The sequence below is a fragment of the Companilactobacillus baiquanensis genome (assembly GCF_003946605.1).
GTDB lineage: Bacteria > Bacillota > Bacilli > Lactobacillales > Lactobacillaceae > Companilactobacillus > Companilactobacillus baiquanensis.
In genome coordinates this window covers 1-18,799 of record NZ_RHOQ01000007.1, presented here as the reverse complement: position 1 = coordinate 18,799, position 18,799 = coordinate 1, and the positions used below count along the sequence as shown (strand labels likewise).

The following is an 18,799-nucleotide window of genomic DNA, read 5'->3' as shown; positions in this document are numbered from 1 at the left end:
TAAATAATCCAAAAAGGAGGTGTGACTTTCGTCACATCTCCTTTATTTTTTTATATCTTCTTCATCAAAAACGATATTTGATTCTTGATTATCAATTTTATCAGCTGTATTTAACATTTCATTTTTCAATTCATCTGTTTTTTCATTAAATGAATCCATTAGTTTAGCATCAGCAAGACCAACACCACCATTATTGAAATCGCCACGAATTGTTTGAACGTTTTCCAATAGTTTTTGTCCTGACTCACTAGCCAAATATTTTGAAGCAGCGTAACCTACGACACCACCTAAAGCCAATCCCAAAGCAAATTTATTTTTCATAATTAATTTTTCTTCTTTCTGGGAACGAACTTAGCGGCTGACTTAACCATTGAGGCTACACTGGCGAGATTCATTAAACTATGAATTCCAAATCCAGAATTTGGCTTTTCAGCTGTGGCGTTAGCGGCTTTTTGACCCAAATTCTCAACTGTATCAAAAAGTGGATTTAACTTTTCAGCTTTTCCATTTACATCATCCATCAAAGTATTTGTCTTATCGACTAACTGACTACTTTGTTGCATCAATTCATCAGTATTTTTTGAAAGAACTTCCACCATCTTAGTCGTTTCTTGCATTGTTGATTGTAATTCTTTAAGTAGCTTAGCTGTTTGAATCAAAGTCATAGCCAAGTAAACAACCAATGCAACAAAAGCAACTGCTGCGATTAATCCTGCAATTTGTCCACCTGTCATATCAAATTCCTCCTAAATTTTAATAGCAATCTAATATTAGCATTATCGCGGTATTACAGCAATCAATTACCAATTAATCCAATCTAGCCATTCTTTTTCCAGTTTTCTAATGGCCCGACCACGATGACTAATTTCATTTTTTTGATCCAATGTTAATTCAGCCATCGTCTTTCCTAATTCTGGAAGATAGAATAATGGATCATATCCAAACCCATTGTCTCCTTGAGGAAAAGTGGCGATTTGGCCTTTGACCTCACCTTCAACAACTAAATCCTTTTCGTTTTTAGGATTGGAAAAAACTAACGTTGTAACAAAACGGGCATTTCTTTTTTCAGCTGGTACTCCACCAAGTTCTGCTAAAAGTTTAGCATTATTGGCGGCATCATTATGATCACCTGCATATCTAGCAGAATAAATACCTGGCTGGCCAAATAAAGCGTCTACTTCAAGTCCGGAATCATCGGCAATTGTTGGTAAGTTAAACTTTTTCATTACCGTATGAGCTTTTATTTTGGCATTCTCTTCAAAACTACTCCCGGTTTCTCTTATTTCTGGTACATCCGATAAATCCAGAAGTGTCTTTAATTCAAATTCTGATTCATCAAAGATCCTACGAAATTCTTTAGCTTTATTAGGATTACTTGTAGCAATAATAATTTCTTTCATTATTAATTCTCCACGTTTACTAAACTTATTTCATCAATATCTGTTGCTAACCAACGACTTGCAAGTCGTTTAAATTCATTAATATTGCCCGTTGCATGCAATTTGATCTTAGAATCTTTAGTATCAGTCAGCATATCATTATCATCTAAGAACTTCTTTGTTAAGGTAACTGTTGCAACACCTGAATCAACTAATTTAACATCAGGTAGGTAATTTTGAATTTGATCACGTAACATTGGAAAATGAGTACAACCTAGCACTAAAGTATCATAGTCACTATCCTTATAAGGCTTTAGAGTTCTAGCAATACTTTCTTTTGCGTCCTTGGAATCAATGGCGTCTTTTTCTACGAATGTAACAAAATCTTGAGCAGCAATACCTAAAACATCAATATCACTATCCAAACCATTAATAGCCGTACTGTAACTCTTAGCTTTAATAGTAGCTTCAGTTCCAATAACGCCAATGTGTTTAGTTTTAGTAACTTGAGTAGCGGAAATTGCACCCGGTTCAATAACCCCGATCATTGGGATCGAAAATTCTTTTCTTAAAGCTGGTAGAGCATTGGCAGTAGCTGTATTGCAAGCATAGATAATGACTTTAACATTTTGATCAACCAAATACTGAACTAATTGTCTAGTACAATTAATAATTTCATCTTTAGTTTTAACTCCATAAGGCATTCTAGCCTCATCCCCGATAAAAATAATGTCCTCATTTGGTAATTGACGAATAACTTCTTTAGTTACAGTTAAGCCACCTAAACCTGAATCTAATAATCCTATTGGTCTGTTGTCGCTCATAATACACCTCTATAATTTATTTTCACTTTAGTAATTTAATTGTATATTTAACCAATTTCTTTGCTCTATCTGTTACAATCACTTAAAAAGCAACTATCCTAATGATATAATAAATTGTCATAAAAAAGGAGCTAAAATCATGGCCGCAAAATCAAAAGAATTAGATAAAAAGTTAACTGAACATGACATACCTGATGTTCTCAAGGAAGATGCAAACGGTAAAGATACACGGTTAACTGAAGATTATTTTGCAGTCTCAGTATTACGTGACTTTGTTTTATCTGACTTATTAAAAAAAGATTCTATCGAGATGCTCTATTGGGCTGGTAAAAATCTCAGTAGAAATCTAGTTCTAGATATGCAAAGCCTTCCTGATTTATTCACTAAAGCTGGATTTGGTAACCTTGAAGTATCCAACCAAACCAAAACCAGTTATCGATACACTTTAAATGGACCTGAAGTTGAACAGCGTTTCAACTTGAACAATGACGATCCTGAATTTTCATTGGAAACAGGGGTAATTACTGAGACAGTAGAAAGAACGATAGATGCTTATTGTTTGGGAACTTATACAACTAACAGTAAAGCTCAAAGTGTTTCGATTACAATTAAAATCGATCGAAACTAAAGTTTACATCAAAAAAGACGATGAAGCAAAAATGCTTGATCGTCTTTTTTTAATTTCATTTAATTACAAATGTTAACTGCATCCCCAGTTAGATACATACTGCAAATTCCATTTTCAGCAACCGGTTGGCTGATTACTTTAACATTAAACAAAGCATCGTATTTACCACTATTCATATCAGCATATGCTTGTGCTAAGCAGTCTTTATAAGCCTTCTTACAGTCATCAATACCTTCACTAGTAATATAGATTTTAGGTGCTTGATATTTGAAGCCCTTAGGGATCGGACCTTGGCTGACAATATCTTTAACATTGCGGAAACGACTGTCGATCTTTGAGGCCCCATAATCCTCGTCACGTTTATTGATCGCCTTTTCGACTTCCTTATTAACTTCATCTTTACGTTTGTTAATAAGATCTGAAATTACATCGTAAATTTCTGCAGGATCGCCAATTCCATCACCAACACAAAACTTATCAATACTGTAGGCAATTTCAACTGGATTATCTTCTGTAAAGGTTACATTTCTGTCTTCCAAGAAACCATATCCAAAAATAGCGATATTTGGTTTAACTTTGAATTCATCCATATAGAATTTGATTGGATCACTAACATCTGCCCAAACATTCATCACATAATAATTATTGAAATAAAACATTAAGACACTACGTTTGCCATAGTATTTCTCATCTTTAGTATGGCCAATGATAGCACCTTTCCAAACGATCTTATCCTCAATATGACGTTTTTTTAAAGTACGCTCTAGTTGTGCGGGAATATTAGCTTGCCATTCAAATAAGTCACTTATAACTTTTTGTTTCAAAGCTTCATCATCAACATTCAAATAGAAGTTTTCATCAATCTTGTCCATTTGTACACACTCCTTAATTTTAGCTACTTACAAACTCATTATTTAATACGTTTAACTGAAAAGTCAACGTATTTTAAGAGAATAATTATATCGCTTACATTATATATTTATGCAGATTTTTTATTATTCAAAAAGTATATAAAAAAATATGGTCAGCAATCCAAAATCGGATCACTGACCATATTTGTACTTTAAGAACTAATCTGTATAACCATCCAAAATCTTAGCTAATTGAGCTTTACTATGGAATCCTGTCAACTTTTCAACAACCTTACCATCTTTTTGGATAATAAGTGTTGGAATAGCCATAATACCATATGATTCTGGTGTTTTAGGATTAGCGTCTACATCCATCTTTGTAAACTTAACCGCATCGTTTTCCTCTGATAAATCCTCAATTACAGGTGATTGCATACGACATGGACCACACCATGTTGCCCAAAAATCTGTTAATACAACTCCGTCTTTGGTTTCATCTTGGTAGTTTGCATCTGTTACTTCATCAACCATGAAATCACTCCTTTTTAAATCACTCTATTTAAAATATCACTTTCAGGTAATTCTTGGAAATATTTTGTTTCGAGTTTTATAAATCAACGATCGTAGCTCCCGAACCACCTGAACTTGCTGGAGCATATCCAAATGATTTAACTCTTGGATTACTTTGCAAGTATTTAGTAACACCTTTTCTAATTACTCCCGTACCAAATCCATGCACGATAGTAACTTGATTATAACCTGCCAATAGAGCCTCATCAATATAACTATCCAATTCTGTCATTGCTTCTTCATAACGTTTGCCACGAAGATCTAACTTGCTGGAAAGTCCGGTACTCTTAGTTCTTCTGACCATAGTTGGTTTTTGTTCTTCGTCATTTTTAGATGATTGAACTTTTTCAAGATCATCACTCTTAAACTTCATTTTCAGGATACCTAATTGTACTTCAAACTCATCATTACGATTTTTTCTAACTATAGTACCAATTTGACCGTAAGGGATCGCCTTTACTTCATCTCCGACTTTAAGAGCTTGTTTACGTTTATTACGACGCAATACTCGATTCTTTTTAACAGTTTCATCTTGATGAAGATTCTTCAATTCAGTTTTAGCACTGATCAATTGGTCTTCTTTAACGGCAACACCTTTACGCTCTAATTCACGTAAATGATCGATAATTTTATCCGACTTGCCTTTGGCCTTTGCAACAATTTGATTAGCACGTACTTTAGCAGCTTGAATTTCACTATCTTTAGAATTAGCTAATGCAACTTGCTTCTTTTCATAATCATCTTCAATTGCTTTATTTTTTGCCAATTGTTCTGTTAATTCTTGATTTTTTTGTTCAAATTCCTTACGACGATTCTCAAGATCGGTGATCATATTGTTTAAATCTTGGCTTTCACCACTCATTAATGATTCACCACGTTCAACAACATCACGATCCATTCCCAGCCTTCCAGCAATGTTGAAAGCATTACTTGCACCAGGGATACCAATCAAAAGTCGATAAGTTGGTTTTAGTGATTCGTCATCAAATTCCATACTGGCATTAATTGTATTCTCAGTGTTATATGCAAAAATCTTTAATTCAGGATAGTGAGTTGTTGCCATGATCATGCAATTAGATTTAGCGAGTTTTTCCAAAATGGCGATGGCAATTGAAGCACCTTCTTGTGGATCCGTACCAGCCCCTAATTCATCGATCAAAACTAAGCTGTTTTGCGATACTTTATGAATGATATTAATAATATTATCTATATGAGATGAGAACGTACTCAAATTTTGTTCAATTGATTGTTCATCACCTATATCAACAAATATTTCATCAAAGACAGCAATTTGACTTTCTTCATGAGCTGGAATAAATAACCCCGCCTGCGCCATTGCTTGGATCAATCCTAATGTTTTCATAGTGATTGTCTTACCACCAGTATTAGGACCAGTTATTAACATTGTTTGATAGTCATCACCGATTTTAATATCATTAGCCACAACTCGATCAGGGTCGATCAAGGGATGTTTGGCCTCTTTAAGATCTACTATCCGATCCCTTGAGACTAGTGGTTCTGTACCTTTAATTTCTCTTGCATATTTAGATTTGGCATTTATCAAATCAAATTGAGCCAGAACGTCATTATTTTTAACAATATCGTCGATCTCTGGACGAACTAAATCTGATAATTCATTTAAAATTTTAATTTCTTCAAGTTTTTCTGAAGTTTGATCATCATGTAATTGATTATTAAGTCCTACAACAGCTTGTGGTTCGATGTAAAGCGTCTGACCACTGGCACTTTGATCATGGACGACCCCGCCAAACTTGGCTCTATATTCAGTTTTAACTGGAACGACAAATCGATCATCACGTAATGTAACAATTGATTCCGTCAAATATTTTGTGTTTTTACCACGCGTAAATTGTTCCATCGCATGTCTGATTTGACCGTTTAATCGTTCAATATGCTCTCTAATATATTTCAAATCTGGTGAAGCGGCATCTAACACGCGGCCACTTTCATCTACTGATTTATTTATTCTAGTCGTCAAACTAGGATTGTCGATCAGATCATCGTTTAAATCATATAACTGTCTAAGGTCAACTGCATCGTCATGAAGACCTTCAAAAAATTCCTTTAATTCACTCGTATTTTTTAGAACTTGACCAATCGCTGCCAATTCTGTTCCGTTCAAATTACCGTCTTTTTTAAGACGATTTGCCTGGTCGTTTAAATCTGCCAATTTTCTAACTGGTATTTCACCCTTTAGACGAACGATATCCATTCCATCTTTTGTCTGATCGATCAATCTTTGAACAATTGATTCAACCGACATCGGCATCAATTTTTTTAATAATGCATGCCCTCTAGAAGTAATCAGAAATTTCCCTATTTCGGCTTTAATTTTATCAAACTCTAAAACATTTAATGCTTTATTATTCATTTAATCTCCTCTTAACAAAGAAGACTGAAGAGAGCGCTTTGCAAGGCGCTTAGAGACCGAGTATAGCCTAGGATAACGAATAATTGGGTATTTCAATTATTCGTTATTCGTAGCTAAACGGAGGTCTCTGCCTTGCAAAGCGCGTTTTCTCAATCAACATTCTCAAATGTAAAAGAGAGCGTGACATAAGTCACACCCTCCCCAGCCTTACTTTTTCTATATGCCACTTATCAAAAGCGTTGTTAACGCATGAGTCAATATTGGAGTGCTTCTAATCATTGCTGATGCAATAAATGAATGTTGTAATGCATCTTGAATGCCACTGACCGGAATCATAGCCATAGTCAAAAGAACTAAAAATAACATTACATAGTTGACTATTAACCCCAATATTCCACCACTTAAAAGATTCACATCATTATACATTGGAAAATAAGTCAATCGTTTGAAATACAATCCAATAAATCTCATGATGATCCAACCCACAAAGCAGACAAAAATAAAGGCAAATGCACGATAAAATGCGTCGTCTAATTCCATTCCAACTTTTGTAGAAAAGAAAGCAAACTCACTTCCTAAATTAGCGGAAGGATATGGTATTAACATTTCAAATTTTGGTCCCAAAGCTCTAGCAGATACCCAGGCTATTCCAAAGAATATTGTGTACCCAACTGTATAAAAAGCTTGCATCATAAGGCCACGCCTTGAACCGACGTAAAAGCCATAGACTAAACATAAAACAATTAAAAGACTTAGCATTATATCCCCTTTGATTCCGTATCACTCAAGTTTTGCATAAACGCGGGACAAGAGAGAAAACTCACTCTTGTCCCGCCTTTGTCAGTTATTCACCTTGTTCATCGTCTTCAGTGAAAGTATTAAGCACTTCTTGAACCATATCCCATTCTTCTTCATCTTCAATGGGATTTAATTCTCCAGCATCAACATCCCCATTTTCATCGGGTGTAAATGAGAAAGCTTGTACTTCAATTTCATCTGAATCTTCTGCATTTTTAGGATACAAGAAGACATAAGATTTGCCGTAATCTTCTGAATCAAAAGTAAAGAGGATCTTGTAAACATCCTCATTACCTTGATCATCACTTAAAATTACTTCGTCCAAATCTTTTGGTGATTGTGGATTTTCATTCATATTTTCACCTATTTTCGTGTTAATTTACCTTTCGCATCTAAATAATTTTGTAAAATCATTTCGGCTGCTATTTTATCAATAACTTTTTTACGCTTTTTGCGTGAGACATTTGCTTCATCAACCAACATGCGTTCAGCTTGAACAGTAGTCAATCTTTCATCGATATAGTCGACTGGCAAATTAAATTTTTCTTCCACCATGTTACCGTACTCACGAGACTTTTCAACCCTAGGTCCCTCAGTATTATTCATATTCTTAGGTAAACCAATGACAACACCAGTTGCTTGTTTATCTTTAATAATTTCGGCCAATCTATCTAAACCAAAATCCCCATCATCCTCATTAATACGAATAATTTCAACTCCTTGAGCTGTCCAACCTAACAAATCGCTAGCGGCTACTCCAACAGTTCTTGAGCCGACGTCTAATCCTAATAACCGCATTACTTGTTTTGACCGAGATAACTTTTAACTAATTCTTCAATTATCTCGTCCCTTTCATGCTTCAAAATTAGATTTCTAGCATCATTGTGTCTTGGAATATAGGCTGGATCCCCTGATAACAAGTATCCGACTATTTGATTAATAGGATTATATCCCTTTTCTTCTAAAGATTGGTAGACACTTTGAAGTGTATCTTTTACATCTTTGCCTTTATTCTCATTAAAGTCAAAACTCATTGTTTTATCAAGTGAACTCATGGCAAACCTCCATATAACATTATTTAAATGGTTGAAAAAATCTTACTTCAATTATAGCCCACTTTAATAAGATTTAATAACATCTTTAGCCATTTGTAACGCATTTGTTAAACCAGCAGGGTTTTTACCACCAGCTTGTGCCATGTCTGGACGACCACCGCCGCCACCTTGGATCTCTTTAGCGATCTTCTTGATCACATCGCCGGCTTTGACACCTTTTGCTTGTGAATCTTTATTTACGGCAACGACTAAGCTGGCTTTCTTATCTGCACTTGCTCCTAATACTAAAATATCGGAACTATTATCGTTCTTCCATTTATCGGCAAGTTGTCTTAGGGCAGCCATATCTGCTGGAATTATTTCTGCAATAACCTTAAATCCATTAATTTCTTCTACATGATCAAAGATCTCATTTGATTTTTGACTTGTTAGTTGAGTCTTAAGATTTTGGTTATCACGTTTTAGTGCTTTATTATCATCGATCAATTGACTAGCACGTTGTGGAACATCTTTCAATTGATTAACTTTCATTGTATCAGCTGTTTCTTGTAATAAGTGTAATTGTGTATTTAGATACTCAAATGCTTCTTCACCTGTAACAGCTTCAACTCTTCTGATACCTGATCCAATTGCTGATTCAGATGTGATTTTAAATAGTCCTAGTTCGGAAGTATTTCTAGCATGCGTTCCACCACAAAATTCAACCGAATAGTCATCTATTTCAACGACACGTACTAAATCACCATATTTCTCACTAAACAGTGCAATTGCACCCTTCTTTTTCTTAGCTTCTTCAATAGGAAGAACTTCAGTTTGAACTGGGATCGATTGCCAGATCTTCTTGTTAACGATTGTTTCCAATTGACTGATCTGATCTTCTGTCAGTGCAGAGTTGCTGTTAAAATCAAATCTCAAATAATCAGGTTCAACTAATGATCCAGCTTGATGAGTTCTTGAACCAACAACGTCACGTAATGCTTGATCCAACAAGTGAGTAGCAGTGTGATTATGACGAACTTTTTCACGAAAATCAGTATCGATCTTCAATTCGTATTTATCGCCAGCCTTTAACTCATTGAAAACATTAACTAAATGAATATTTTGTCCATTTGGTGCATGTTGAACATCAACAACTTCAGCAACTTGATTATCATTGTCATCATAAATGCCACCAATATCAGCTACTTGTCCACCCATTTCAGCATAGAAAGGAGTTTTATCAAAGACAAGTTGGGCTTCGCCTTCTGATACAGTCTGCATTTCTTCATCTTCAACTACAATGTTTTTCAAAGTAGCTTTGATTTCATCATGATCATAACCAACGAACTCACTCTTAGTTTTTATTTCCATCAAGGTTTCATCTTGCATACCCATAGATTGTAAGTTACCACGGGCGGCACGAGCACGTTGTTTTTGTGCTTCCATATTTTCTTTGAAGCCATCTTCATCGATTTCCAAGTTTTCATCATGAGCATACTCACGAGTCATTTCCAATGGAAAACCATATGTATCATAAAGTTTGAAAGCAGAAGCACCATCGATCATTTTTTCATTATTTTTATGAAGGTCGGCAATAACACCATTTAGTAATGCTAAACCATCATTTAATGTATCTGAAAAGCGTTTTTCTTCTTGTTGAATAGTTTTTGCAATGAAATCTTGTTGTTGGCTTACTTCTGGATAGTAACTTTCCATAATTTTACCAACAGTTGGTACTAATTTATAAAGAAATGGTCCATCTATACCAATCTTCTTACCATTTAAAACAGCTCGTCTGATCAAACGTCTAATAACATAACCTCGTCCTTCATTAGAAGGTAAAGCTCCGTCACCAACCGCAAATGAAACTGTTCTAGCATGATCAGCGATGATTTTAAATGATACATCATCTTCATCATTAATGCCATACTTACGATTGTCGCTTAATTCTTCAGCTTGTTCGATGATAGGTTTGAAAAGATCGGTCTCAAAATTAGTCTTAGTACCTTGAACGATCGAAACTAAACGTTCTAATCCCATACCCGTATCAATGTTCTTATGTGGTTGTTCAACATACTTGCCATTTGGTAAGTGATTTAATTCTGAGAAAACAATATTCCAAACTTCCAAATATCTTTCATTTTCTCCACCAGGATAATTTTCAGGATCATCTTCTGACAAATTGTTGAAGCTTTGACCACGATCATAGAAAACTTCTGAATCAGGACCACAAGGACCTTCGCCAATATCCCAAAAGTTATCTTCTTCTTTAATGATATGATCAGGTAAAATACCGACTTCAGCCCAGATCTTTTGTGTCTCGGTATCCTTTGGATAAGTTGTTACATATAGTTTATCAACATCCATGTCGATCCAATCAGGACTTGTTAAAAATTCAAATGCCCAAGGAATGGCCTGCTTTTTAAAATAATCACCAACAGAAAAGTTACCCAGCATTTCAAAGAATGTTTGATGACGAGCAGTTTTACCAACATTTTCAATATCGTTAGTTCTGATACATTTTTGAGCATTAGTAATTCTAGGATTCTTAGGAATTACTGTTCCATCAAAATATTTCTTTAATGTTGCAACTCCAGAATTGACCCATAATAAAGTAGGATCATTAACTGGAACTAAAGATGCACTTGGCTCAATAGTATGCCCTTTAGATTGGAAAAAATCCAAAAACATTTTTCTTATTTCTGCACTAGATAAATTTTTCATTTTATCTCCCCTAAGTAGATAATTTATTTATTTTAAAAAAATAAAAACCGTTGCAATTTCAAGGACGCCACTGCGCGGTACCACCTTGTTTGCAACGATTTTTCGTTAGCCTCTCAAAAAAAGTCATATATTTAATTAAAATTTTGGTAGCATCTAAATAATTAGTTGTCTTGGCGTTTACAGCGACTAGCCTTCTCTTTTGACATTTATTATTTGATATATCCAATGAAAATACTAACGACAAGACTAAAAAAAGTCAATATTTAAATCCTTCTCGAAAACTAACAAAGAAAATCTCAAACTATTTGTTATTTTTACGTCTTGCATCACGTTGTTTACGCATTTCTTGACGATTCTTGATCTTTCTTTGTTGACGTTTTTCAGTTGAAATTGCTTGGCGAATCTTTTTCTTGTAGCCAGGCTTCTTCTTAACTTTTTGTTTTTTAACAAAACCAACTAACTTAGTATCCAGTTTGTCTTGACTAGCATGACGATCTTCACGACGATCACGATCATAGCCATCAACGATTTCATTATTCTTTAATTCTTTTGGTTTAAACTTGATTCCTAAATGTTCGATATCTGCAACTTTATGTTCTTCACCTGGAGCATAAAGTGTAATAGCGATACCTGACATCTTGTTACGACCTGTTCTACCAACACGATGAATAAAGAATTCCAAGTCATCTGGGATCTCAGCATTGATAACGTGAGAAACTCCATTGATATCAATACCTCGAGCTGCTAAATCAGTTGCAACTACGAATTGATATTCCATATTTTCAACTTGCTTCATAACTCGTTTTCTTTCACGAGGAGTTAATCCACCATGAATCCTAGCAACTTTCAAACCTTTATTTTTAAGATATTCATATATCTCATCAACAGTTTTCTTCGTATTAGCAAAGATCAAAGCCATATATGGTGATCCTAAAGTCATCAATTGATAAATCAGTTCTTTTTTATCACGACCATGCGTAAACATTAACCAATTATCAACATTTTTAGCAATAACTGATGAATTTTTTAATTCAATTCGCTTAGGACCTTTCATATATTTCTTCAAAAAAGGCTCTAATTTTTGTGGAATAGTTGCTGAAAAGACTAACATTTCATGATTTTCAGGCATTTTAGCAGCAATATGGTCAATATCGTTCAAAAATCCCATGTCTAAAGTCATATCGGCTTCATCAACAACAAAGCGTTCAACATTTTCAACATGTAGATCATTTTCTCGAATCAAGTCCCATAATCTACCTGGTGTACCAATGGCTATTTGTGGCTGATGGGCATTGAGTTTTCTTTTTTGACGTTCACGATCAGCTCCACCAACAAAGATAAAGGCATTATATTCTTCAGGATAGTTCTTCAAAATATCTTGTGTATCTTCATATATTTGATAAGCCAATTCACGACTAGGTGTTGCGATCAAAGCCTGAACATTTTGATTTTTTGTTATTGCATTCAAAATTGGCAATAAGAAAGCATGTGTCTTACCAGAGCCTGTTTCCGATTGCACAATAATATCTTTTTTCTTATTCACAAGTGAGATAACTGCCTCTTGAACTGGCGTTGGCTCATCGAAATGAATTTCTTTCAATGATTTATTAATAGCATCATTGAAATTGTACTGTGAAAATTTTGTCATTTATTCACCCTTTTTAAAATCAGTTACGATTTTAATTAATTTTTTATACATCTGGTCTACTTCTTGTAAATCCTTGGCATTTGCACCACTGGCTAATGGATGACCACCACCGTCATGTTCCTTGGCAAGTTCATTAATGACTGGTCCTTTTGAACGTAGATGGATCCTATAAGTATCATCATGTTTTTGAACTGCTTCTAGCCATGCAAATACTTCTCCTAAACGACCTGGTGTAGAAACAACTGAATTAGCCTGCTCTTGATTGATATCTAACTTATTCATCAGATCATCATCAATTACGGCCATTGCAGCACCTGATGGATCGACTTTTAGACGGTCGAATAACTCACCTTGCAGTTTAGCTTGTTGCAAAGTAATTTCATTCATTTTTTGGTTTATACCTGGTGCGTCGATCCCTAGCGCTAAAAATCTACCAGCAACACACATCGTATGTTCGGTTGTAGCAGGATACATAAAACGACCGGTATCCCCAACGATTCCTGCATATAAATAGTAGGCGGCTTCCTTAGTTAAAGTCAAATCTGCACAAGCTTCAATAAAATCAGCAATAATTTCAGAACTAGAACTAGCTTCAGTATTTACATACAACTGATCCCCATATGCTTCGTCGTTTGGATGATGGTCGATCTTGATCAAAAAGTCTCCTTGATCATAGCGGTCATCATCAACTCTTGGCGTATTGGCTGTATCAGTTGTTATTACTAATGCACCATTAAAATCATCATTTTTAATATGGTCCATTGTGGATAACCACTTTAATCCCTCAGAATTTTGTCCACCAATCAAAATAGTCTTTTGTGGAAAAGCCTTTTGTAAAGTTACTGCTAATCCTTTTTGAGATCCTAAAGCATCTGGATCTGGATTTTGATGACGTAGAATGATAATTCTATCATACTTTTTAATTGTTTCAATTATATCTGTAAACTTATTCATTAGTGCCTCCGTCTTTAAATAGCTTTAATGAAACTTCTTGATATGACAATGGATCAAGATTCGTCACGGTTATTCCCAATAATCGGATTTTTTGATCACTTACCTTCAATTTATCATAGATTCCCTTAGATACTCGATAAATTTCATCTGAATTTTGAACATAATCTTGAAAACTCATTCGTTTCGTAATAGTTTCAAATTCAGAATTACGTAATTTCAAAACAACCGTTTTCCCGTGTTGCCGCTGTTTCTTTAAATCTTCACTAACTAAATTTGCTAAAAAATGTAATTCTTGTTCAACCTGGTTATCTAAAACTAAATTCATGTTGTAGGTTCGTTCTCGACCAATAGATTTTCGCAAGCGATGATTATTAACTTGTGAATCATCAATTCCATGAACTCGTCTAAACATCACATAACCTAGTTTACCAAATGTTTGCAAAAAAACATCTTGATCTAATTTTTGTAAATCTTCACCAGTATAAATATCCATATCATGTAGTTTCTTTTGCATAGCTTTACCAATTCCGTTAAATTTTTCAATCGGGATCGGTTTTAAAAAGTCTTCAGCATATTCACCTAAAATGATCGTCCTGCCAAATGGCTTACGATAATCAGAAGCCATCTTTGCCAGAAATTTATTATACGAAATACCAACTGAACAAGTTAGTCTGGTTTCTTTAATAATTCGCTGTTGAATATAATTAGCTACCTTAACAGTGTTTTGTTCATTTAATTTATTCTTAGTAACATCCAGATAGGCTTCATCTAAGGCTACCGACTGAAACACATCAGTTACGTCGGCAAAGATACCATGAATATATTTAGAAGTTTTCTTATATAATTCAAAGTTTGGTGGTGCGATCACTAGTTTATCACGTGGAATAAGTTCGATGGCTTGTTGCGCCGGCATTGCTGAATGAACACCATATTTTCTGGCATTATAATTTGCAGTTGTAACCACCCCGTGATGGTGATTTTTACGTGGATCAGGAGCAACGATCAGACATTTCTTTTTATAATAAGGATGTTCTCGTTCTTCAACAGACGCAAAAAAAGCATCCATATCGACATGGATGATTTTTCTGTTTTCTTCAATTCTAATAGGTATTCTTAAAAATCCGATTGAAAACACCGCCTTAATTCCAGATCCAAGAATTACCATCTTTCTCTAAAAGTGTGTCGGCAGTATCTGGACCCATTGTATTACTCAAATAATTAGGAAATTTAGGTGATTCTTTATCCCATTGTTCTCTAATTACATCAATATATTTCCACGTACTCTTCAATTCTTCCCACAATGTAAAGTTGGCTTTATCACCTGCAAGAATATCAATTATCAAACTTTCATACGCTTCACGTGCATCATTAAAGATCTCAGGATCTTCTGGATATTTGATCAAATCTTGTTTTACAGATTGATAATCGATCCCATTGATCAAAATACTGCTGCCTTCTTCAGGTTCAATGAAAAATGTCACAATTGTATTAGGTCTGATACCAAGATCAGCAACTTTTTCATTAAATACGATGTCGATTCTGGAAGACTTCTTAGGCATTCTCTTACCTGAACGAACATAGAAAGGAACATTTTCCCAACGATCATTCTTAAATTCAATTTTACCGGCAACAAATGTTTCTACATTAGAGTCCTCTTCAACTTTATCTTCTTTGCGATAAGGATTTAGTTTTCCCATATTGTCAGTATCATATTGACCTCGAACAAAGTCTTTAGAAACTTCTTCAGGTGTAAGATCCTTTAAACTAGCAAACAACTCATCTTTAATCTCATGAATTGCATCTGCCTCCATGACTTCAGGTTCATCCATAGCCACCACACCGATAATTTGCATAATGTGGTTTTGAACCATATCACGTAGAGCACCTGCAGTTTCATAATATCCGCCACGATCCTCAACGCCCAATGACTCGCCTAAAGTAACTTGAACATTTGACACATATTCATTATTTAGAATTTTATCAAATGTAGGATTCTTACGACGCAGATTAGGAATTTCTTGAACCATCTTCTTACCTAAATAATGATCAATTCGATAAATTTCCTTTTCGGTAAATGCCTTAGATAAAGCGTCATTTAAATCACAGGCACTCTTAAAGTCTCGTCCAAAGGGTTTTTCAATAACTAAACGATTATATCCGTCAGTCTTCAAACCTTCTGACTTAATGTGAGCTGCAACAGTTCCAAAAAATCTAGGAGCGATGGCCATATAATAAACACGATTGCGACCCGTTTCAAAACGATCATCAAGTTTACTTGCCAATTGTTTCAAGGCAATATAATGATCTGAATCATTAACATCATGTGATTGATAGAAGAAATGCATAGCAAAGTTCTCCATCATTCTTTTATCATCATCAAAATCCTCTAGTGACGTTACAACTGTTTGACGAAAATATTCATTGCTCCATGGGCGTCTTGCCGTTCCAATTACTGCAAAGTGATCTTTTAACATTCCTGCTTTAAACAAGCGGTATAAAGCTGGGTATAATTTACGATGAGCTAGATCACCGGAACCACCAAAAATTATAAAAACTGCTGATTTTTCTGTAGCCATTCTCTAAACTCCCTTTGATGAATCGTCTGATTTCATTAATAAAACGTATATTTCTATTTTACACTATCATTTTAAAAACATCTTTATTATTGACTCTCTGATACAAATATCATTTTAAACCTTGGACCCAACTATAAGGCAAGTAAAAAGCGAAAATAGTTTTTCCCTAAAAAAAGACAGTAATTCAAAAATAGAATTACCGTCTTTCTTAAAAAATTATTTATCTTCTTTTGTTTCGTCAGTTGTTTCATCAGTTTTAGCATCATCATTTTCTTTAGGAGCTTCTTTTTCTGATGTGTCGTCTGCCTTTGTTTCAACTTCTTTTTTGTCTTCTGCTGGCTTTTGTACTTCAGCCTTTTGTGCTGCTTTGGCAGCAGGAGTTGTTGAACGAATAAACTTCAAATCAAATGTTAGATAGATACCATCACAGTCAACAACGACTTCTTCAGATTCATGATCGATTGAATGGATCTTTCCTTTAATACCACCAAGTGTAACGACGCTATCACCTGTACTCATAGCCTTTAGCATCTCTTGACGTTTTTGTTGTTGCTTCTTTTGAGGACGAACTGACATAAAGTACATTACCACGACCATAAGAATGATAATGATAAAGAAACTATATGATGATAATCCACCAGCTGCAGCGCCCAATGTTAAAATATTCAAATTTTCCACCTCTTAATAATTACTATCCTTATTATAGAATAACAAAGATTGACATACCTAGCCACTCCGTGGCTTTTTTTATTAAAAAAAAATTAGAAATTACGTGCATTTTCCTTGTTTAAACCATATTCTTCAAAAACATGTTCACGAAATTCGATCAAGTTGTCATCTTTTATTGCTTGACGGACACCTTTCATCAAGTTGAGTAAGTAATAAAGATTATGATAACTAGTCAAATGTGTTCCAAATAATTCATTGGCATTGATCAAATGACGAATATAAGCACGACTGTAATTACGACAAACATAACAATCGCAGTCCTCATCTAACGGTCTAAAATCACGAGCATATTTGGCATTTTTAACTACTAGACGTCCCTTTGTGGTCATACATGTACCATTTCTAGCAATTCTTGTTGGCAAGACACAGTCAAACATGTCAATTCCACGAATAACACCGTCTACCAAGGCATCAGTTGATCCAACACCCATCAAATAACGTGGTTTATTCTCTGGTAACAAAGGAGTTGTGAAATCTAGTACATTATTCATTTCTTCTTTGGATTCACCAACAGACAAACCACCAATTGAATAACCAGGAAAGTCCATACTAACTACATCACGTGCACTTTGTTTTCTAAGATCTTCAAAACCAGCACCTTGAACGATCCCAAATAAAGCTTGCCAATCAGGATTTCGATGAGCTTTTAAACCACGTTCTGCCCAGCGACTAGTTCTTGCAACTGACTTTTTGATGTAGTCATAACTTTCAAAGAATGGAGGACATTCATCTAAACTCATCATGATGTCTGGGCCTAGATAATTCTCTATTTTAATAGCTTTTTCAGGCGATAAAAATTCACGTCGGCCATTTAAATGGTTTCTGAAATGAACCCCAGCTTCTGTAATATCTCGTGTATTAGCCAGTGAAAATACTTGAAATCCACCTGAATCAGTTAAAATACCTTTATCCCAATTCATAAATTTATGTAATCCGCCAGCTTCTTTAACAATATCCTCACCTGGTCTTAACCATAAATGATACGTATTTGCCAAAATAATTGAAGCTCCGATTTTATCCAAATCTTCTGGAGCCATATTTTTAACTGATGCTTCGGTTCCAACAGGCATAAACATTGGTGTTTCAAATGTTCCATGAGGTGTTTCTAGTAATCCTAAACGTGCACCCGTATGTTTTTCCTTTTTTAATAATGTGTATTTAACAGCCGGTTCCATAGATTCTCCTTTTGTGTTTTGTTTCATACTTTGAAACGAGCAAATCAAGCCATCTCCCTGCGCTTACTACCAATACGTCCTGTGTCGCTTTGCTCTTTACAAGTTTATTTATTTCTCTTTTATGTTTTTCTCTGCTCGTATTTTGAAACGAGCAAATCAAGCCATCTCCCTGTGCTTACTACGAATACGTCCTGTGTCGCTTTGCTCTTTACAAGTCTATTTATTTCTCTTTTATGTTTTTCTCTGCTCGTATTTTGAAACGAGCAAATCAAGCCATCTCCCTGTGCTTACTACCAATACGTCCTGTGTCGCTTTGCTCTTTACAAGTTTATTTATTTCTCTTTTATGTTTTCTCTGCTCGTATTTTGAAACGAGCAAATCAAGCCATCTCCCTGTGCTTACTACGAATACGTCCTGTGTCGCTTTGCTCTTTACAAGTCTATTTATTTCTCTTTTATGTTTTTCTCTGCTCGTATTTTGAAACGAGCAAATCAAGCCATCTCCCTGTGCTTACTAC

General features: G+C 34.9%; 19 protein-coding genes. 1 reads left to right on the top strand and 18 read right to left on the bottom strand.

The features are described 5' to 3' along the window. Positions 1–42: 42 nt before the first annotated feature. From EKM77_RS09435 to murI, 4 genes are all read right to left on the bottom strand, one after another. The gene (locus EKM77_RS09435) at positions 43–321 is read right to left on the bottom strand and encodes a YtxH domain-containing protein (protein WP_225425220.1); all 279 of its coding nucleotides are present in this window, start codon (positions 319–321) and stop codon (positions 43–45) included. A 2-nt stretch (positions 322–323) separates the two neighbouring features. Then, positions 324–734, bottom strand: a complete 411-nt coding sequence (locus EKM77_RS09430) for a DUF948 domain-containing protein (protein WP_125593813.1) — start codon at positions 732–734, stop codon at positions 324–326. A 66-nt stretch (positions 735–800) separates the two neighbouring features. Next, on the bottom strand, positions 801–1,400 hold the full coding sequence (locus EKM77_RS09425; protein WP_125593812.1) for an XTP/dITP diphosphatase: 600 nt from the start codon (positions 1,398–1,400) through the stop codon (positions 801–803). 2 nt (positions 1,401–1,402) lie between these two features. Then, positions 1,403–2,203 carry a glutamate racemase gene (gene murI / locus EKM77_RS09420; protein WP_125593811.1) on the bottom strand — a complete coding sequence of 267 codons (801 nt, stop codon included), beginning with the start codon at positions 2,201–2,203 and terminating at the stop codon, positions 1,403–1,405. Between the two features lie 139 nt (positions 2,204–2,342). Here murI and EKM77_RS09415 point away from each other — a divergent pair, with 139 nt between their 5' ends. Further along, positions 2,343–2,831 carry a DUF2507 domain-containing protein gene (locus EKM77_RS09415; protein ID WP_125593810.1) on the top strand — a complete coding sequence of 163 codons (489 nt, stop codon included), beginning with the start codon at positions 2,343–2,345 and terminating at the stop codon, positions 2,829–2,831. A 59-nt stretch (positions 2,832–2,890) separates the two neighbouring features. Here EKM77_RS09415 and EKM77_RS09410 read toward each other — a convergent pair whose 3' ends face one another. The 14 genes from EKM77_RS09410 to tgt form a co-directional block, all read right to left on the bottom strand. Continuing rightward, positions 2,891–3,703, bottom strand: a complete 813-nt coding sequence (locus EKM77_RS09410) for a hypothetical protein (protein ID WP_125593809.1) — start codon at positions 3,701–3,703, stop codon at positions 2,891–2,893. A gap of 198 nt (positions 3,704–3,901) precedes the next feature. After that, positions 3,902–4,213 (bottom strand): thioredoxin, encoded by a 312-nt coding sequence (gene trxA, locus EKM77_RS09405; protein ID WP_125593808.1) that lies wholly within the window; start codon positions 4,211–4,213, stop codon positions 3,902–3,904. 76 nt (positions 4,214–4,289) lie between these two features. Further along, positions 4,290–6,644, bottom strand: a complete 2,355-nt coding sequence (locus tag EKM77_RS09400) for an endonuclease MutS2 (RefSeq protein WP_125593807.1) — start codon at positions 6,642–6,644, stop codon at positions 4,290–4,292. 216 nt (positions 6,645–6,860) lie between these two features. Further along, positions 6,861–7,403, bottom strand: coding sequence for a CvpA family protein (locus EKM77_RS09395; RefSeq protein ID WP_125593806.1), 543 nt, complete (start codon positions 7,401–7,403; stop codon positions 6,861–6,863). 85 nt (positions 7,404–7,488) lie between these two features. Beyond that, positions 7,489–7,797 carry a DUF1292 domain-containing protein gene (locus EKM77_RS09390; protein WP_125593805.1) on the bottom strand — a complete coding sequence of 103 codons (309 nt, stop codon included), beginning with the start codon at positions 7,795–7,797 and terminating at the stop codon, positions 7,489–7,491. 8 nt (positions 7,798–7,805) lie between these two features. Further along, positions 7,806–8,240 (bottom strand): Holliday junction resolvase RuvX, encoded by a 435-nt coding sequence (gene ruvX, locus EKM77_RS09385; RefSeq protein WP_125593804.1) that lies wholly within the window; start codon positions 8,238–8,240, stop codon positions 7,806–7,808. Next, on the bottom strand, positions 8,240–8,497 hold the full coding sequence (locus tag EKM77_RS09380; RefSeq protein WP_125593803.1) for an IreB family regulatory phosphoprotein: 258 nt from the start codon (positions 8,495–8,497) through the stop codon (positions 8,240–8,242). Before EKM77_RS09380 ends, ruvX begins: the two co-directional genes overlap by 1 nt. Positions 8,498–8,560: 63 nt before the next feature. After that, complete coding sequence (alaS, locus tag EKM77_RS09375) at positions 8,561–11,200, bottom strand: alanine--tRNA ligase (RefSeq protein ID WP_125593802.1); 2,640 nt, start codon at positions 11,198–11,200, stop codon at positions 8,561–8,563. Positions 11,201–11,501: 301 nt separating this feature from the next. After that, complete coding sequence (locus EKM77_RS09370) at positions 11,502–12,848, bottom strand: DEAD/DEAH box helicase (protein ID WP_125593801.1); 1,347 nt, start codon at positions 12,846–12,848, stop codon at positions 11,502–11,504. Then, complete coding sequence (locus tag EKM77_RS09365; protein ID WP_125593800.1) at positions 12,849–13,802, bottom strand: DHH family phosphoesterase; 954 nt, start codon at positions 13,800–13,802, stop codon at positions 12,849–12,851. After that, positions 13,795–14,967 (bottom strand): DNA polymerase IV, encoded by a 1,173-nt coding sequence (gene dinB, locus EKM77_RS09360; protein ID WP_191987453.1) that lies wholly within the window; start codon positions 14,965–14,967, stop codon positions 13,795–13,797. The genes EKM77_RS09365 and dinB overlap by 8 nt, the downstream gene beginning before the upstream one ends. Then, the gene (gene zwf, locus EKM77_RS09355) at positions 14,942–16,378 is read right to left on the bottom strand and encodes a glucose-6-phosphate dehydrogenase (protein WP_125593799.1); all 1,437 of its coding nucleotides are present in this window, start codon (positions 16,376–16,378) and stop codon (positions 14,942–14,944) included. The genes dinB and zwf overlap by 26 nt, the downstream gene beginning before the upstream one ends. A gap of 216 nt (positions 16,379–16,594) precedes the next feature. After that, the gene (gene yajC / locus EKM77_RS09350) at positions 16,595–17,047 is read right to left on the bottom strand and encodes a preprotein translocase subunit YajC (protein WP_125593798.1); all 453 of its coding nucleotides are present in this window, start codon (positions 17,045–17,047) and stop codon (positions 16,595–16,597) included. Positions 17,048–17,139: 92 nt separating this feature from the next. Then, the gene (gene tgt / locus EKM77_RS09345; RefSeq protein ID WP_125593797.1) at positions 17,140–18,282 is read right to left on the bottom strand and encodes a tRNA guanosine(34) transglycosylase Tgt; all 1,143 of its coding nucleotides are present in this window, start codon (positions 18,280–18,282) and stop codon (positions 17,140–17,142) included. Positions 18,283–18,799 lie beyond the last annotated feature (517 nt).